Origin of the sequence: Vogesella mureinivorans, assembly GCF_007644035.1 — a bacterium.
GTDB lineage: Bacteria > Pseudomonadota > Gammaproteobacteria > Burkholderiales > Chromobacteriaceae > Vogesella > Vogesella mureinivorans.
In genome coordinates this window covers 105,770-119,103 of sequence record NZ_VMTV02000909.1, presented here as the reverse complement: position 1 = coordinate 119,103, position 13,334 = coordinate 105,770, and the positions used below count along the sequence as shown (strand labels likewise).

General features: G+C 61.6%; 13 protein-coding genes. 9 read left to right on the top strand and 4 right to left on the bottom strand.

Annotation, left to right across the window (positions count from 1 at the left end; all coding sequences use genetic code 11):
* Complete coding sequence (locus FLQ44_RS20735) at positions 1-270, top strand: HU family DNA-binding protein (RefSeq protein WP_017509554.1); 270 nt, start codon at positions 1-3, stop codon at positions 268-270.
* Positions 271-408: 138 nt separating this feature from the next.
* On the top strand, positions 409-2,238 hold the full coding sequence (locus FLQ44_RS20730; protein WP_147695882.1) for a SurA N-terminal domain-containing protein: 1,830 nt from the start codon (positions 409-411) through the stop codon (positions 2,236-2,238).
* A gap of 91 nt (positions 2,239-2,329) precedes the next feature.
* Here the strand turns inward: FLQ44_RS20730 and sodB are convergent, their stop codons facing one another.
* Complete coding sequence (sodB, locus tag FLQ44_RS20725) at positions 2,330-2,911, bottom strand: superoxide dismutase [Fe] (RefSeq protein WP_147695881.1); 582 nt, start codon at positions 2,909-2,911, stop codon at positions 2,330-2,332.
* Between the two features lie 133 nt (positions 2,912-3,044).
* Between sodB and FLQ44_RS20720 the strand changes: the two genes are divergently transcribed.
* From FLQ44_RS20720 to FLQ44_RS20705, 4 genes are all read left to right on the top strand, one after another.
* On the top strand, positions 3,045-4,214 hold the full coding sequence (locus FLQ44_RS20720; RefSeq protein ID WP_147695880.1) for a BaiN/RdsA family NAD(P)/FAD-dependent oxidoreductase: 1,170 nt from the start codon (positions 3,045-3,047) through the stop codon (positions 4,212-4,214).
* 92 nt (positions 4,215-4,306) lie between these two features.
* A complete protein-coding gene (dnaB, locus tag FLQ44_RS20715; RefSeq protein WP_147695879.1) occupies positions 4,307-5,713 on the top strand; it encodes a replicative DNA helicase in 1,407 nt (468 codons plus the stop codon).
* Positions 5,714-5,762: 49 nt separating this feature from the next.
* Entirely contained in the window at positions 5,763-6,071 is a 309-nt protein-coding gene (locus tag FLQ44_RS20710) for a (2Fe-2S) ferredoxin domain-containing protein (RefSeq protein ID WP_147695878.1), read from the top strand.
* On the top strand, positions 6,071-6,679 hold the full coding sequence (locus FLQ44_RS20705; RefSeq protein WP_147695877.1) for an alpha/beta hydrolase: 609 nt from the start codon (positions 6,071-6,073) through the stop codon (positions 6,677-6,679). Before FLQ44_RS20710 ends, FLQ44_RS20705 begins: the two co-directional genes overlap by 1 nt.
* Positions 6,680-6,737: 58 nt before the next feature.
* On the opposite strand, the gene FLQ44_RS20700 is transcribed toward FLQ44_RS20705, so the two are convergent.
* Complete coding sequence (locus tag FLQ44_RS20700; RefSeq protein WP_147695876.1) at positions 6,738-7,136, bottom strand: hypothetical protein; 399 nt, start codon at positions 7,134-7,136, stop codon at positions 6,738-6,740.
* A gap of 183 nt (positions 7,137-7,319) precedes the next feature.
* On the opposite strand from FLQ44_RS20700, the gene FLQ44_RS20695 reads away from it, so the two are divergent.
* On the top strand, positions 7,320-8,162 hold the full coding sequence (locus FLQ44_RS20695) for a flagellin N-terminal helical domain-containing protein (RefSeq protein WP_147695875.1): 843 nt from the start codon (positions 7,320-7,322) through the stop codon (positions 8,160-8,162).
* A 54-nt stretch (positions 8,163-8,216) separates the two neighbouring features.
* On the opposite strand, the gene FLQ44_RS20690 is transcribed toward FLQ44_RS20695, so the two are convergent.
* Together FLQ44_RS20690 and FLQ44_RS20685 are read right to left on the bottom strand one after the other, a co-directional pair.
* The gene (locus FLQ44_RS20690) at positions 8,217-9,371 is read right to left on the bottom strand and encodes a GGDEF domain-containing protein (protein ID WP_147695874.1); all 1,155 of its coding nucleotides are present in this window, start codon (positions 9,369-9,371) and stop codon (positions 8,217-8,219) included.
* 182 nt (positions 9,372-9,553) lie between these two features.
* A complete protein-coding gene (locus FLQ44_RS20685) occupies positions 9,554-10,207 on the bottom strand; it encodes a GntR family transcriptional regulator (RefSeq protein WP_147695873.1) in 654 nt (217 codons plus the stop codon).
* 285 nt (positions 10,208-10,492) lie between these two features.
* Here FLQ44_RS20685 and FLQ44_RS20680 point away from each other — a divergent pair, with 285 nt between their 5' ends.
* Positions 10,493-11,830, top strand: a complete 1,338-nt coding sequence (locus FLQ44_RS20680) for a glutamine synthetase family protein (protein ID WP_147695872.1) — start codon at positions 10,493-10,495, stop codon at positions 11,828-11,830.
* On the top strand, positions 11,823-13,274 hold the full coding sequence (locus FLQ44_RS20675; RefSeq protein WP_240801360.1) for an aspartate aminotransferase family protein: 1,452 nt from the start codon (positions 11,823-11,825) through the stop codon (positions 13,272-13,274). The genes FLQ44_RS20680 and FLQ44_RS20675 overlap by 8 nt, the downstream gene beginning before the upstream one ends.
* Positions 13,275-13,334: the final 60 nt, after the last annotated feature.

Below are 13,334 nucleotides of genomic sequence, written 5' to 3'. Positions count from 1 at the left end.
GTGAACAAGTCTGAACTGATTGACGCTATCGCCGCCAAGGCAGACATTTCCAAAGCAGCTGCCGGTAAGGCACTGGATGGCATGATCGATGCTGTAACCGATGCGCTGAAGGCTGGCGACACTGTCACTGTTGTGGGCTTTGGTACTTTCTACGTAGGCGAGCGCGCCGAGCGTAGTGGTCGTAACCCGAAGACTGGCGAGACCATTACCATCGCTGCTGCCAAGTCTCCGAAATTCCGTGCTGGTAAAGCACTGAAAGACGCACTGTAATCAGCACCTGCCCGGTGCTTGCACCGGGCGTTTGCTTGCCAGTCACTCTGTATGGGTTTGCGAAAGCAGGCTCCACCAGACAATCAACAAGGTGAACGGCCAACGTTCACCTTGTTTCTTTGGTAGACCCCGAACCTCATGTTTGATTTCGTTCAGAACAACAATCTTGCCATCAAGATCATTCTTGGTGCCGTGGCGCTCACCTTCGTGGGTTTCGGCGTCGGTAGTTACAGTGCCGCTGTGGAAGACCCGTATCTGGCCAAAGTGGGCGATGCCAAGATCTACCAGAAAGACGTGGAGCGCCAGCTGGAAGGCCAGCCTACCAACGCCGCATCACGCCAGGCGGTGCTGGAAAACCTGATCCGCCAGGAAATGCTGCTGGCCGAGGCCCGTGGCCACCATCTGGCTGTCGCCCCGCAGCAGCTGCGCAATGTGATTGCCGGCATTCCTGCTTTCCAGGAAAACGGCAGCTTCAGCGCGGCACGCTATACCGAATTCCTGCAGGGCCGTTACATGACGGCCGATGCATTTGAAGAGCAGATCAGCCGTGACATCCTGCTGCAAACGCAGGTGGCACCTTACCTGAACGGCAGCTTTGTTTCCCGTACCCTGGCAGAGCGCATGAGCGCCCTGGTGTCCGAAGTGCGCGATGTGCGCGCCTACACCCTCAAGCCAGAACAGTTTGCTGCCAGCGTCAAGCTGGACGATGCCATGATCAAGGCCTATTACGAGGCCAATCTGAAGCGTTTCAAGACCACTGACCAGGTACGCATCGAGTATGTTGCCTTGTCGCAAGATGCCATGGCGCAGGCGCTGACCATCAGCGATGCGGATGCCAAGGCCTATTACGACAAGAATGCGGGCGAGTTCTCGTCCGAAGAGCGCCAGGTGGCACACATCCTGTTGGCCGTCGACAAGAGTGCACCCGCCGCCGACAAAGCCAAGGTCAAGGCACAAGCCGACGCCATCCTGAAAGAAGTGCGTGCCAACCCGGCCAAGTTTGCCGAGCTGGCTAAAGCCCGCTCGCAAGACCCGGGCTCTGCGGCCAACGGTGGCGACCTGGGCTTCTTTGGCCGTGGCGTGATGACCAAGCCGTTCGAGAGCGTGGCTTTTGCCATGAAGCAAGGCCAGATCAGCGAAGTAGTCGAAACCGAATTCGGTTATCACATCCTGCAGCTCAATGCGATCAAGGCCAGCGATTTCGAATCGCAAAAAGCCGCCGTGGTAGACAAGTTGCGCAAGCAAAAAGCCGCCGCTGCCTACCGTGCTGCCGCCGAGAAAATGGGCGAGCTGGCTTACCAGCAGGGTGATTCGCTCAAAGCGGTAGAAACCGCGCTGAGCCTGAAAGCCCAGCAAAGCGAGCTGCTGCCACGCACCGGCAAGCCGGGTGATGCCGTACTGGGCAATGCCAAGCTGCTGGAAGCGGCATTCAGCGACGACGTGCTGAACAAAAAGCACAATAGCGAGCCGGTAGACGTGGGTAACAACACGCTGGTGGTGGTGCGTGTCGCCGAGCACCAGCCTGCGCGTCAGCGCACGCTGGCCGAGGTGCAGGACACCATCCGGGCCGAGCTGGTGGCCAAAGAGGGCGCCAAATTGGCAGCGCAGCGCGGTGCGGCCATGCTGGCCGAGCTGAAAGCGGGCAAAGCTGCCGCTGTTGCCTGGGGCGAGGTGAAGAACCTGTCGCGCCGTAACCCGGCGGGTACGCCGGTAGCCGAGCTGCGCGCCGTGTTTGCGGCCAACCCCAAGCAGCTACCTGCTTTTGCCGGGGTCAAGCGTGACAATGGCGAGTACGTGCTGTACAGCGTAGACAAAGTACAGCCCGCCCAGGCACTGGCCCCGCAGGAGTCGGCCCAGCTGGGCATGCTGCTGGGCGAGATGTCGTCGCAAAGCGTGATGGCCGCGTATCTGGAGCAGCTGCGCCAGAAACACAAGGTGATGATCAGCCAGACGCCGGCCGAGCAGTAAGCACACGCCCGCCTGCGGGTGGGCAGTGCGCTGTGGCAGGCAACAAAAAAGGCCCCGCAAGGGGCCTTTTTCATCACGATGCTGTCAAAAATCAGGCAGCAAAGTTTTCGGCAACAAAGTTCCAGTTCACCAGCTTCCAGAAGCCTTCCATGTAGTTCGGGCGGCTGTTGCGGTAGTCGATGTAGTAGGCGTGCTCCCATACGTCGCAAGTCAGCAGTGCCTTCTTGTCGGTAGTCAGCGGGGTAGCGGCGTTGCTGGTGGACACCAGGTCCAGGCTGCCATCGGCATTTTTTACCAGCCAGGCCCAGCCGGAACCGAAGGTGCCAACGGCACAGGCGGCAAAGGCTTTCTTGAACTCGTCGAAGGAGCCCCATTTGGCGTTGATGGCATCAGCCAGCGCGCCAGTCGGTTCGCCGCCGGCGTTCGGTGCCAGGCCAAACCAGTAGAAGGTGTGGTTCCACACCTGGGCAGCGTTATTGAAGATGCCGCCGGAGGATTTTTTTACGATCTCTTCCAGGGAGGCATTTTCGAACTCGGTGCCCTTGATCAGGTTGTTCAGGTTGGTGATGTAGGTCTGGTGATGTTTGCCGTAGTGGAATTCCAGGGTTTCCTTGGAAATGATCGGCGCCAGGGCGTCCAGTGCGTACGGCAGTTCGGGCAGTTTGTGTTCCATCGTGCTCTCCAGAGTTAACAAGCAAAACAGCATGCGCTGTTCGACTGCTACAGTTTACTGTAATTGGCCAGCATCGCCAATTGTTGACCAAATCACTACACTATATAAGCTCATTCTTTTTGAGGTTCGCCACGTGCAGTTTGATGTAATCGTGTTAGGTGCCGGTGCTGCCGGCATGATGTGCGCCGCCACCGCCGGCCAGCGTGGCCGCAAGGTGCTGCTGCTGGACCACGCCAGCAAGCTGGCAGAAAAAATCCGCATCTCCGGGGGCGGGCGCAGTAACTTCACTAATATCCATGCCCGGCATGACTGTTATGTGTCAGACAACCCCAATTTCTGCCGCTCGGCTTTGTCGCAGTACACGCCGCAGCACTTTATCGAGCTGATCGCCAGGCACGGCATTGCCTATCACGAGAAAAAGCTGGGCCAGCTGTTTTGCGATGACAGCAGCCAGCAGCTGATCGACATGCTGGACGCAGAATGCCAGGCCGCCGGGGTAGACCGCCGCATGGGGGTTACCATCGAAAAGGTTGGCCGCGACGGTCTTTTCCAGCTGGCGACCAGTGCCGGCAGCTTTAGCTGCGAATCGCTGGTGGTGGCCACCGGCGGGCTATCCATCCCGCAAATCGGCGCCACGGCCTTTGGTTACCAGCTGGCCGAGCAGTTTGGCCTGCCGGTAACCAAGCTGGACCCGGCGCTGGTGCCGCTGACTTTTCACGTGGACGACGCCGCGCGCTTTGCGCCGCTAGCCGGCGTGTCGCTGGATGCCGAAGTGCGCATCGGCAAGGTGCGTTTTCGTGAAAACGTGCTGTTTACCCACAAAGGGCTGTCCGGCCCGGCCATCTTGCAGATCTCCAGCTACTGGCAGCCGGGGCAGGAAATCATCATCGATCTGCTGCCCGATACCGACGCCGAAGCCTGGCTGGAAGCGCGTGCCGGCAGCGATCAGCTGCTGGCCAATGCCATGGGCGAGCTGGGCTGGCCCAAGCGTTTTGCCGAAGCCTGGCTGGAAGGCCAGGGCGCCAATGTGCGCGGCCGCGACCTGTCACCCAAAAAACGCCGCCAGCTGGCCGAGGCGCTGCACCACTGGCGCGTGCTGCCCAATGGTACCCAGGGCTATAAAAAAGCCGAGGTCACCCGCGGTGGCGTCTCCACCAAGGCGCTGTCGTCCAAGACCATGATGGCCAACGACGTACCGGGGCTGTTCTTTATCGGCGAAGTGGTGGATATCACTGGCTGGCTGGGTGGCTATAACTTTCAGTGGGCGTGGTCTTCCGGCTTTGTAGCGGGTAAAAACTGCTAGAATCACAGCCAGATCAGGCAGGGGCTTTGGCCACCTGCACCCAGGGTTGGCCGCGGCCAACCTTTGTTGTCTTGTCGGGTAAGCCAGGATTTATGAGCGATTTTGATATCAACGACGCCTCTGTGGCGGCCATTCGTACACCACCACACTCTATCGAAGCCGAGCAATCGGTACTGGGCGGCCTGCTGCTGGATAACAGCGCCTGGGAAAAAGTAGCCGACTTGCTGACGGACAGCGATTTTTACCGTCACGACCACCGCATCATCTTCCGCCACATTGCCCGCCTGGTGGATATTGCCCGCCCGGCCGATGTGGTCACCGTGTCGGAAAGCCTGGACAAAAACGCCGAGCTGGCCAGCATTGGCGGCCTGGCCTACCTGGCCTCGCTGGCGCAAAACACGCCGTCTGCGGCCAACATCCGCCGCTACGCCGAAATCGTGCGCGAGCGCTCGGTGATGCGTGCCTTGGCGCAGGTGGGTACCGAGATTGCCGAGTCCGCCTACAACCCGCTGGGCCGCGATGCCGCGCAGCTGCTGGACGAAGCCGAGGGCAAGGTGTTCCAGATTGCCGAATCCACCGCCAAGTCCAAACAAGGCTTTCTGGAAATGCCGGCGCTGCTGAAAGAGGTGGTCGAGCGCATCGACATGCTGTACAGCCGTGACAACCCGGACGAAGTCACCGGCGTGCCCACCGGCTTCCACGACCTGGACGCACGTACCTCTGGCCTGCAGCCGGGCGACCTCATCATCGTGGCGGGGCGCCCATCGATGGGTAAAACCGCTTTCTCCATGAACATTGCCGAAAACGTGGCCATCGAAACCGGCCTGCCGGTGGCGGTGTTTTCCATGGAAATGGGCGGTGCACAGCTGGTGATGCGGATGCTGGGCTCGGTAGGGCGCCTGGATCAGCACATTCTGCGTACCGGCAAGCTGGGTGACGAAGACTGGCAAAAGCTGACCTACGCCATCGGCAAGCTATCCGACGCGCCGATGTACATCGACGAAACCCCGGCGCTGACCGCGCTGGAGCTGCGCGCCCGCGCCCGCCGCCTGGCGCGCCAGCACGGCGGCAAGCTCGGCCTGATCGTGATCGACTACCTGCAGCTGATGAGCGGCTCGGGCCGTAACGACAACCGTACCGCCGAGCTGGGCGAGATCTCGCGTGGCCTGAAAGGCCTGGCCAAAGAGCTGCAAGTGCCGGTGATTGCGCTGTCGCAGCTGTCGCGTGCGGTGGAGCAGCGTACCGACAAACGCCCGATGATGTCCGACTTGCGTGAATCCGGCGCCATCGAGCAGGACGCCGACTTGATCATCTTCATGTACCGCGAGGCGTATTACAAACCCGATGAAATCGACCTGAAAAACCAGGCCGAGGCCATTATCGGTAAACACCGTAACGGCCCCACCGGCCGCGTGCGGCTGGCGTTTATCGGCCAGTATGCCAAGTTTGATAACGCTGCCAGCATCGGCATTGCCGGCTGGGCAGATTCTGACGAATAACACCCCGGGCCAGCCCACCAGGCTGGCCGTCTACCTGCAAGAGACAAACATGAGCTACTTCGACAAACACGTATTCATCTGCTGCAACCAGCGCGCCGAAGGCGAAATGTGCTGTAACAACCATGGCGCCAGCGAGCTGCTGGGCTATATGAAAGACCAGATCAAGGCGCGTGGCCTGGCGGGTAATGGCCAGATTCGTGTCAACAAGGCCGGCTGCCTGGGCCGCTGCGACGAAGGCCCGGTGATGGTGGTGTACCCGCAAGAGACCTGGTACACCTTCATCGACAAAGAAGATATCGATGAAATTGTGGAAGAGCACATGGTAAACGGCCGCATCGTGGAAAGGCTGAAAGTCTGATGCTGAAGCAGCCGCACAAACTCGACATTGCCGGCCCGGTAGGCAAGCTGGAAACCATCTTTGTGCCGGCGGCGGGCGACACCACCGGTATCGCGGTGATTTGCCACCCCAACCCTACCCAGGGCGGCACCAATACCAATAAGGTCATCCAGACTGCCGCCAAGTCGCTATCGCAGCTGGGCTATGCCTGCTACCTGCCCAACCTGCGCGGTGTGGGCCAGAGCGAAGGCACGCACGATTACGGCGTAGGCGAGGTGGACGATGTGCTGGCGGTGGTAGCGCATGCCCGCGCCGAGCAGGGCGAGCTGCCGCTGGCGCTGGCCGGTTTCTCGTTTGGCGGTTTTGTGGCCGCGCGCACGCGTGCTGTCATCGAGGCAGACAAGCTGTTGCTGATGGGCGTGGCGGTAGGCAAATACGAGATTGCCACGCCCGATGTACCTGCCGAAACCCTGGTGATCCACGGCGAGGAAGACGAAGTCATCCCGCTGGGTGCGGTGATGGACTGGGCGCGCCCGCAGCAGCTGCCGGTGCTTGTGCTGCCTGCGGCTGGCCACTTTTTCCATGGCAGGCTCATCCAGCTGGGCGCCTTGATCAAGCGCTGCTGGTAAGGTTGGCCGCAAGCGGGCAAAAACACCGTACGCAGTAAGCGTGCGGTGTTTTTTTGGCTCAGGCGGGCTGTTGTTCACTGGCCAGGCGCAGCTGGCAGTTTTGTAGCGCGGCACGGGTGAGGGTCAGCAGGATGCGCTGCTGGCGGCGCTGCTGCGCATTGCGCCATTGCCAGACCGGCCCTGGCAGCGGCAGGCCATAAGCCTGGCTCCAGTGGCGGTATACCTGGTCGTACTCTTGCTGCAAGGCGACGGTGTCGTAGCCTAAGGCCGCCTGGTCGGCAATCAGTCGCAGCAGCAGCCGACGATAGTGTTCGGGCTGGTTGCGGTCTTCTTTCAGCAGGTGGGTGTTCCAGCGGTTTTGCAGCTGTAGCAGGGCAGCCAGCAGCAGCTGGTGGCTGTGCCAGGCAGTTTGCAGGGCGTTCAGGGCCGGGTCTGGGGTGGGGGTAGCAGGGCGCATGGCGATCTCCTTTTGTGCAGTGCACAATGCCATTTATAAGCTTTGTCTTTTATCGATGGCAAGCGTCATGGCTGTGGTTTATGTGGCGCGGCACAGAAGAAAAGTGTTTTACAACAGTAGTTTGTTATTGAATGTGGTGGGGTTGCCGCTAGAATAAATTATCAGTAGCCGAGGTGTGTCACCATGCCACTCAGCATCAATAGCAATCTTTCTGCCCTGAACAACCAGGCCCAGCTGCGGCAAACCGAGCAAGCCAAAAGGCAGGTGCTGGCCCAGCTTGCCTCGGGCAAAGGCATCAATAGCGCCGCCGATAACGCGGCCGGCCTGGCCGTGGCCGAAGGGCTGCGCAGCCAGCAGCTAGGGGATACCCAGGGCATCCGCAATGCCTACGACGGTATCTCGCTCACGCAAACGGCCGACGGTGCGCTGTCGCAAATTACCCAGAACAGCCAGCGCATAGAAGAACTGGCGGTGCAGGCTGGCAACGGCATACTCAGCGCCGATAACCGTGCGGCCTTGCAAAAAGAGGTCGATCAGCTGACCCAGGCGAATTCCCGGATTGTCGAAAGCACCACGTTTAACGGGCAGCAGCTGTTTAACGGCGGGAACACGGCCACCTTTCAGGTAGGCGGGCAGGGCACGTCTACGGCGCAGCTGAGCGTAACGGCACCCGACCTGGCCAACGGCGCCAGCAAGCTGAACGCTTACAGCAGTAACGCCAATGCAACAGGCACGATCGATTTGTCCAACCCCGGCGCGGCGCTGTCGCAGATACAGTCTGATCTCAAACAGCTGGGCAACTACCGCGCAGACCTGGGGGCTACGGCCAACCGCTTTGGCAGTGCCATCGACAACCTCACCACCTCGTCCATCAATACCGAAGCGGCGCGCAGCCGCATACAGGATGCCGATTACGCTGCCGCCAGCAGCGAGCTGGCGCGGCAGCAGATTCTGAGCAGTAGCAGCCAGGCCGTGCAGGCACAGGCCAACCTGACGCCGCAGTACGCCATCAGCCTGTTGCGCTAAGCGGGTAGCGGCAAAAAGCCCCTTGTCTGGTGCAAGGGGCTTTTTTTGTGGGGCTTACAGGGCTTGCGTGCTGCTGCGCACGCAGTTACGGCCGTGCTGTTTGGCCTGATATAGCGCCATGTCGGCCTCCATCACCAGCTGGCGCAACGCGCCTTGGGCCGACGTGCCGCCAGCGATGCCGATGCTGGTTGTTTGCAAGACCTGCTGGCCATCGCTGGTCTGGATGGCATAGGCGGCCAGTGCGCTGCGGATACTCTCGGCAATGACGGGCGCCAGGTTGGCCGCATTGCCCGTGAGCATCATGACAAACTCTTCGCCACCGCTACGGGCATACAGCGCATCAAACGGGGCCAGCTGGGCGTGCAGCAGCCTGGCCAGGTGTACCAGCACGTCGTCGCCTGCCTGGTGGCCGTAGCGGTCGTTTACTTGCTTGAAGTAATCCAGATCCAGCACCAGCAAGGCCACGGTCGCGCCGGCCTGTGCGGCCAGCCTTTGCTGTGCCTGCTCGTGAAAGGCCCGCCGGTTATACAGGCCGGTGAGCGGGTCGCGCATGGCCAGCTGGTACAGGCGGATTTCCAGGCCTTCGAAGCAGACAAAAATCAAGGCCAGGATTTTGGCGAACTCCAGCAGGATCAGCACAAAGTTGGCCAGCGCAAAGTACGGCGAGCCGGCCAGCCCGCCATGGCCAAAGTACATCGCCAGCGTGATGCGGGCTATCTGGCCCAGCATCAGTAGCAGCACCAGCGTGCAAATCAGCCGGTAGCCCAGGCGCCGCCGGTGCGGGCTGCTGATGAATACTTTCAGGGTGAGCAGGTTGAACAGCATATAGCAGGCGCTGTATAGCGCAGCGCGCTGTTCAAAGTAGGCCGGGCTATTGGATATGCCTACCAGCAGCACGCTGGCCAGCAGCACCAGGGCCAGCTGCACGCGCCAGCGCACCGGGCGCTGCTCCAGCGCCAGTGCACCGCTCCAGGTAAGCGATAGCGCCACAAACAGTACGATATTGGCAAGGTCTACTGACAGCCAGGCGGGAATCACCGGGCGTAGTGCAATCAGCAGCATGCTGATACTGGCCAGCACGCCGCCTATGCCCCAGTGTCGTAGCGCCTGCTCCTGCGGGTAGCGTAGGCCCATCAGTAATACGGCCAGGGTCAGGAGCGAAAAGGTGGTGAGTTGCACCACGTACAGCGTGCCTAGATGCAGTTGCATTGCCTGCTTTGCTTGAAGCCGGGGGGCTTAATGATAAGCAATGCTTACGACGGCGTCGACTATACGGCTAGGCGGCGCTGACAAAATGTTGCAGCGCACCTGAGCCCAGGCGTGCCGACGCAGACCATGCCCGTAGTACGGCAAGGCGACTCAACGCAGGGTAGGAGTGCTGTCAGCGGCGCCTAGCCCGCGCGGCAGAGGCCCCGCAGATAGCTGCCGGCTGTGCGCAGGTCTTGCTCGATAGCGGCGCGCACGCCGTCGGCATCGTTGGCCAATAGCGCTTGCAGCAGGGCGCTGTGCGCGTCGTTCATGGTTTTCCACACCGCCAGGTCTTGATGCAGCTGGTTGGAAATGGGGCCCACGTACAGCCACACGGTTTCGATAAGCGACAGCAGCACCGGCGAGCCGCTGGCCTGGTACAGCAGCAGGTGGAACTGCTCATTGGCGTCCAGGTAGGCTTTTACGTCGTCCGCGGCGATGGCGGCGTCCATGGCGTGGCACAGCGCGGCCAGCTGGCTGCGCTGTGGCTCGCTGAGCTGGCGGGCGCCCAGCCAGGCAGCCTGGCCTTCCAGCAGGATACGGTTTAGCAGGATGTCGTCAAACTGGCTCACCGTCAGCTGCGGCACGGCCACGCCGCAGTTGGGGATGTTCACCAGCGCTTTTTCTGCGGCCAACCTTTGCAGGGCGGCGCGCACCGGCATCTGGCTCACGCCCATTTCATCGGCCAGGTGTTTGATTTTCAGGCGTTCGCCGGGCAGCCAGCGGCCCAGCATCAGCCAGTGGCGCAGCGTGTCGTAGGTTTCGTCTTGCAGGGTAGAGGCGTTGGCAGTCTTCATGGCGTCTTACAGCTGTAGCCGGCGGGTGGCACGCTGCAGGGGCAAGGAACTGCTTGCGGTGTGTGCTGCGCTGGCGTGTCAGGCTCACAGGGCGATTGGCGCCCGCCAGCATAGCAGAAAGGCGACAGCCTGCGCTGCCAAGATTTGATCAAATGTTGACATTGATATTTGATCAAATTTATATTGCCAGCCATCACGCCTGCATTTGCTGCGGTTTTCTGTTTTGCAAGGGATGGATCGCTGGGCAAGGACGGGAACCTACGGGCTTACCAGAGGAGAACGACCATGAACGAGACACTGGCCGCGTTTATACGCCAGCATCAGATACACGAAATCGAATGCGTGATACCGGACATGACCGGCGTGGCGCGCGGCAAGATCGTGCCCAAGAACCTGTTTCTGGCCGAAGACAGCATGAAGATGTCCAAGGCGGTGCTCACCATTACCGTCAACGGCGAGTTTGCCGAGTTCGAGCGCTTTGCCGGCGCCAATGACCCGGACATGGTGTGCCGGCCCGACCCGGCCACCATCCGCCTGGTGCCGTGGGCCATCGAACCGGTAGCGGTGGTGATTCACGACTGCGAGGATTTTGACGGTAAGCCGGTGGGCATTTCGCCGCGTGCCGTGCTGCGCAAAGTGCTGAAACTGTACGAAGACAAGGGCTGGCGCCCGGTGGTGGCACCAGAAATGGAGTTCTACCTGATCCGCCAGAACAACAACCCGCACGAGCCGCTGCGCCCGCCGTCGGGGCGGGCAGGGCGCTCCGAGGTGGGCCGCCAGTCGTTTTCCATCGATGCGGTCAACGACTTTGACCCCTTCTTCCAGGAGCTGTCCACCTTCTGCCAGGCCGCCCAGCTGAATGTGGAAACGCTGATCCACGAAGTGGGCGCGGCGCAAATGGAGATCAATTTCAGCCATGGCGACGCCATGTCGCTGGCCGACCAGGTGTTCCTGTTCAAGCGCGCCGTGCGCGAAACCGCCTACCGTCACAATATCTTTGCCACCTTCATGGCCAAGCCGATGGAAGGTGAGCCGGGCAGCGCCATGCACATCCACCAGAGCATCGTTAGCAGCGACACCGGAGACAATATCTTCTCGCTGCCCGACGGCAGCCCCAGCCCGCTGTTCTTCCACCACATTGGCGGCATGCAGCGCTACCTGCCGCAGGCCATGCCGATGTTCGCACCCTACGTTAACAGCTACCGCCGCCTGAGCCGCCACACCGCCGCGCCGATCAATGTGCGCTGGGGCTACGACAACCGCACCTGCGGCATCCGCATACCGCCATCCGGCCCCGCTGCGCGGCGGCTGGAAAACCGCGTGCCCGGCGTGGATGTGAACCCCTACCTGGCCATGGCCGCCACGCTGGCCTGCGGCTACCTGGGCATGGTGCAGGCCATCGAGCCATCCGCCCCCATGAACGACAGCGCCTACGACATGGACTACGAGCTGCCGCGCAGCCTGGAAGACGCGGTAGAGCTGATGCAGGCCTGCCCCGAGCTGGCCGACATTCTGGGCAATGATTTTGTGCAGGCGTTTTGCGCGGTAAAAGAGAAGGAGTTTGAAACCTTCAACCGCGCCATTACCGCCTGGGAGCGCGAGCACCTGCAGCTGCATGTTTGACCCTCTGGATATCGATAAAACACTGGCTGCGCAGCCCAAGGTTGGCCGCAGCATGGGCAAGACAAAGGAGCACACCATGACCCCATCCCGCCACGGCATAGACTGGGACAAAGCCCAGACCCTGATGGCCGCCGAACGCGATGCCTTTATCGCCCGCATGCCGCGCTCGCGCGCGCTGTCTGCCGATGCGGCCAACCATCTGCTCTTTGGTGTGCCGCTGCACTGGATGAACGACTGGTCCACGCCGTTTTCGCTGTATGTCGATGAGGCACGCGGCGCACGTTTTCGCGATGTGGACGGCCACGACTACGTGGATTTTTGCCTGGGCGACACCGGCGCCATGTTCGGCCATAGCCCGCAGCCGGTGGCCGACGCCATCGCCCGCCAGGCGCAGCGCGGCTACACCGCCATGCTGCCCAGCGCCGACGGCGTGTGGGTAGCCGAGGAGCTGGCGCGCCGCTTTGGCCTGCCGTACTGGCAGTTTGCGCTGTCGGCGTCCGACGCCAACCGCTTTGCCATCCGCTGGGCACGTGCCATCACCGGCCGCAGCCAGGTGTTGATCTTTAATGGTTGCTACCACGGCACGGTGGACGACGTGTTTGTCGACCTGGTAGACGGCCAGCCGCAAACCCGCGACAGCCTGCTGGGTCAGGTGTACGACATTACGCAGCACACGCGCAGCATCGAATTCAACGACCTGGCCGCGCTGGAAGCCGCGCTGCAGGACGGGCAGGTGGCCTGCCTGCTGGCCGAGCCGGCCATGACCAATATCGGCATGGTGCTGCCCGCGCCCGGTTTCTGGCAGCAGGCGCAGGCGCTGTGCCGTCAGTACGGCACGCTGCTGCTGATAGACGAAACCCACACCATCAGCAGCGGCCCCAGCGGTTACACCGGCGCCCACGGCCTGCAGCCAGACCTGTTTGTGGTGGGCAAGCCGGTCGCCGGCGGCGTGCCATGCGCGGTGTACGGCTTTACCGAAGATGTCGCACGCCGCGCCGAAGCGGCCAAGCGCCAGGCACCGGCCGGGCATAGCGGCATTGGCACCACGCTGACCGCCAACCTGCTGGCCATGGCCGCCATGCGCGCCAACCTGGCCCAGGTGATGACCGATACCGCCTACCAGCATATGTTCGGCCTGGCCGAAAGGTTGGCCGCAGGCCTGCGCGACGTGATCGCCCGCCACCAGCTGCCGTGGTGTGTGACCCAGGTGGGGGCGCGTACCGAGTTCCAGTTCACCGCCACGCCCCCGCGCAACGGCAGCGAAGCCGACGCCATTCTGGATGGCGAGCTGGAGCACATCGTGCACCTGTTTCTGCTGAACCGCGGCCTGCTGATTACACCGTTCCACAACATGATTCTGGTGTGCCCGGATACGCGTGTGACCGATGTGGACCGCCTGGTGCAGGCGGTAGACCAGTTTGCCACGGCGGTGTCCATGCGCTAGCTAGCTGGCCCCGGGCCGGCACGCAGCCCGCTGCCAGCTTGGGGCTATGCTATTGAAATG

Excerpts from the sequence above, each read along its gene's own strand:
- FLQ44_RS20700 (WP_147695876.1), bottom strand. The coding sequence starts at position 7,136 with ATGCGCCCTGCTACCCCCACCCCAGACCCGGCCCTGAACGCCCTGCAA.
- FLQ44_RS20710 (WP_147695878.1), top strand. The coding sequence starts at position 5,763 with ATGAGCTACTTCGACAAACACGTATTCATCTGCTGCAACCAGCGCGCC.
- FLQ44_RS20675 (WP_240801360.1), top strand. The coding sequence starts at position 11,823 with ATGTTTGACCCTCTGGATATCGATAAAACACTGGCTGCGCAGCCCAAG.
- FLQ44_RS20705 (WP_147695877.1), top strand. The coding sequence starts at position 6,071 with ATGCTGAAGCAGCCGCACAAACTCGACATTGCCGGCCCGGTAGGCAAG.
- FLQ44_RS20695 (WP_147695875.1), top strand. The coding sequence starts at position 7,320 with ATGCCACTCAGCATCAATAGCAATCTTTCTGCCCTGAACAACCAGGCC.
- sodB (WP_147695881.1), bottom strand. The coding sequence starts at position 2,911 with ATGGAACACAAACTGCCCGAACTGCCGTACGCACTGGACGCCCTGGCG.
- FLQ44_RS20685 (WP_147695873.1), bottom strand. The coding sequence starts at position 10,207 with ATGAAGACTGCCAACGCCTCTACCCTGCAAGACGAAACCTACGACACG.
- FLQ44_RS20690 (WP_147695874.1), bottom strand. The coding sequence starts at position 9,371 with ATGCAACTGCATCTAGGCACGCTGTACGTGGTGCAACTCACCACCTTT.
- FLQ44_RS20730 (WP_147695882.1), top strand. The coding sequence starts at position 409 with ATGTTTGATTTCGTTCAGAACAACAATCTTGCCATCAAGATCATTCTT.
- FLQ44_RS20680 (WP_147695872.1), top strand. The coding sequence starts at position 10,493 with ATGAACGAGACACTGGCCGCGTTTATACGCCAGCATCAGATACACGAA.
- dnaB (WP_147695879.1), top strand. The coding sequence starts at position 4,307 with ATGAGCGATTTTGATATCAACGACGCCTCTGTGGCGGCCATTCGTACA.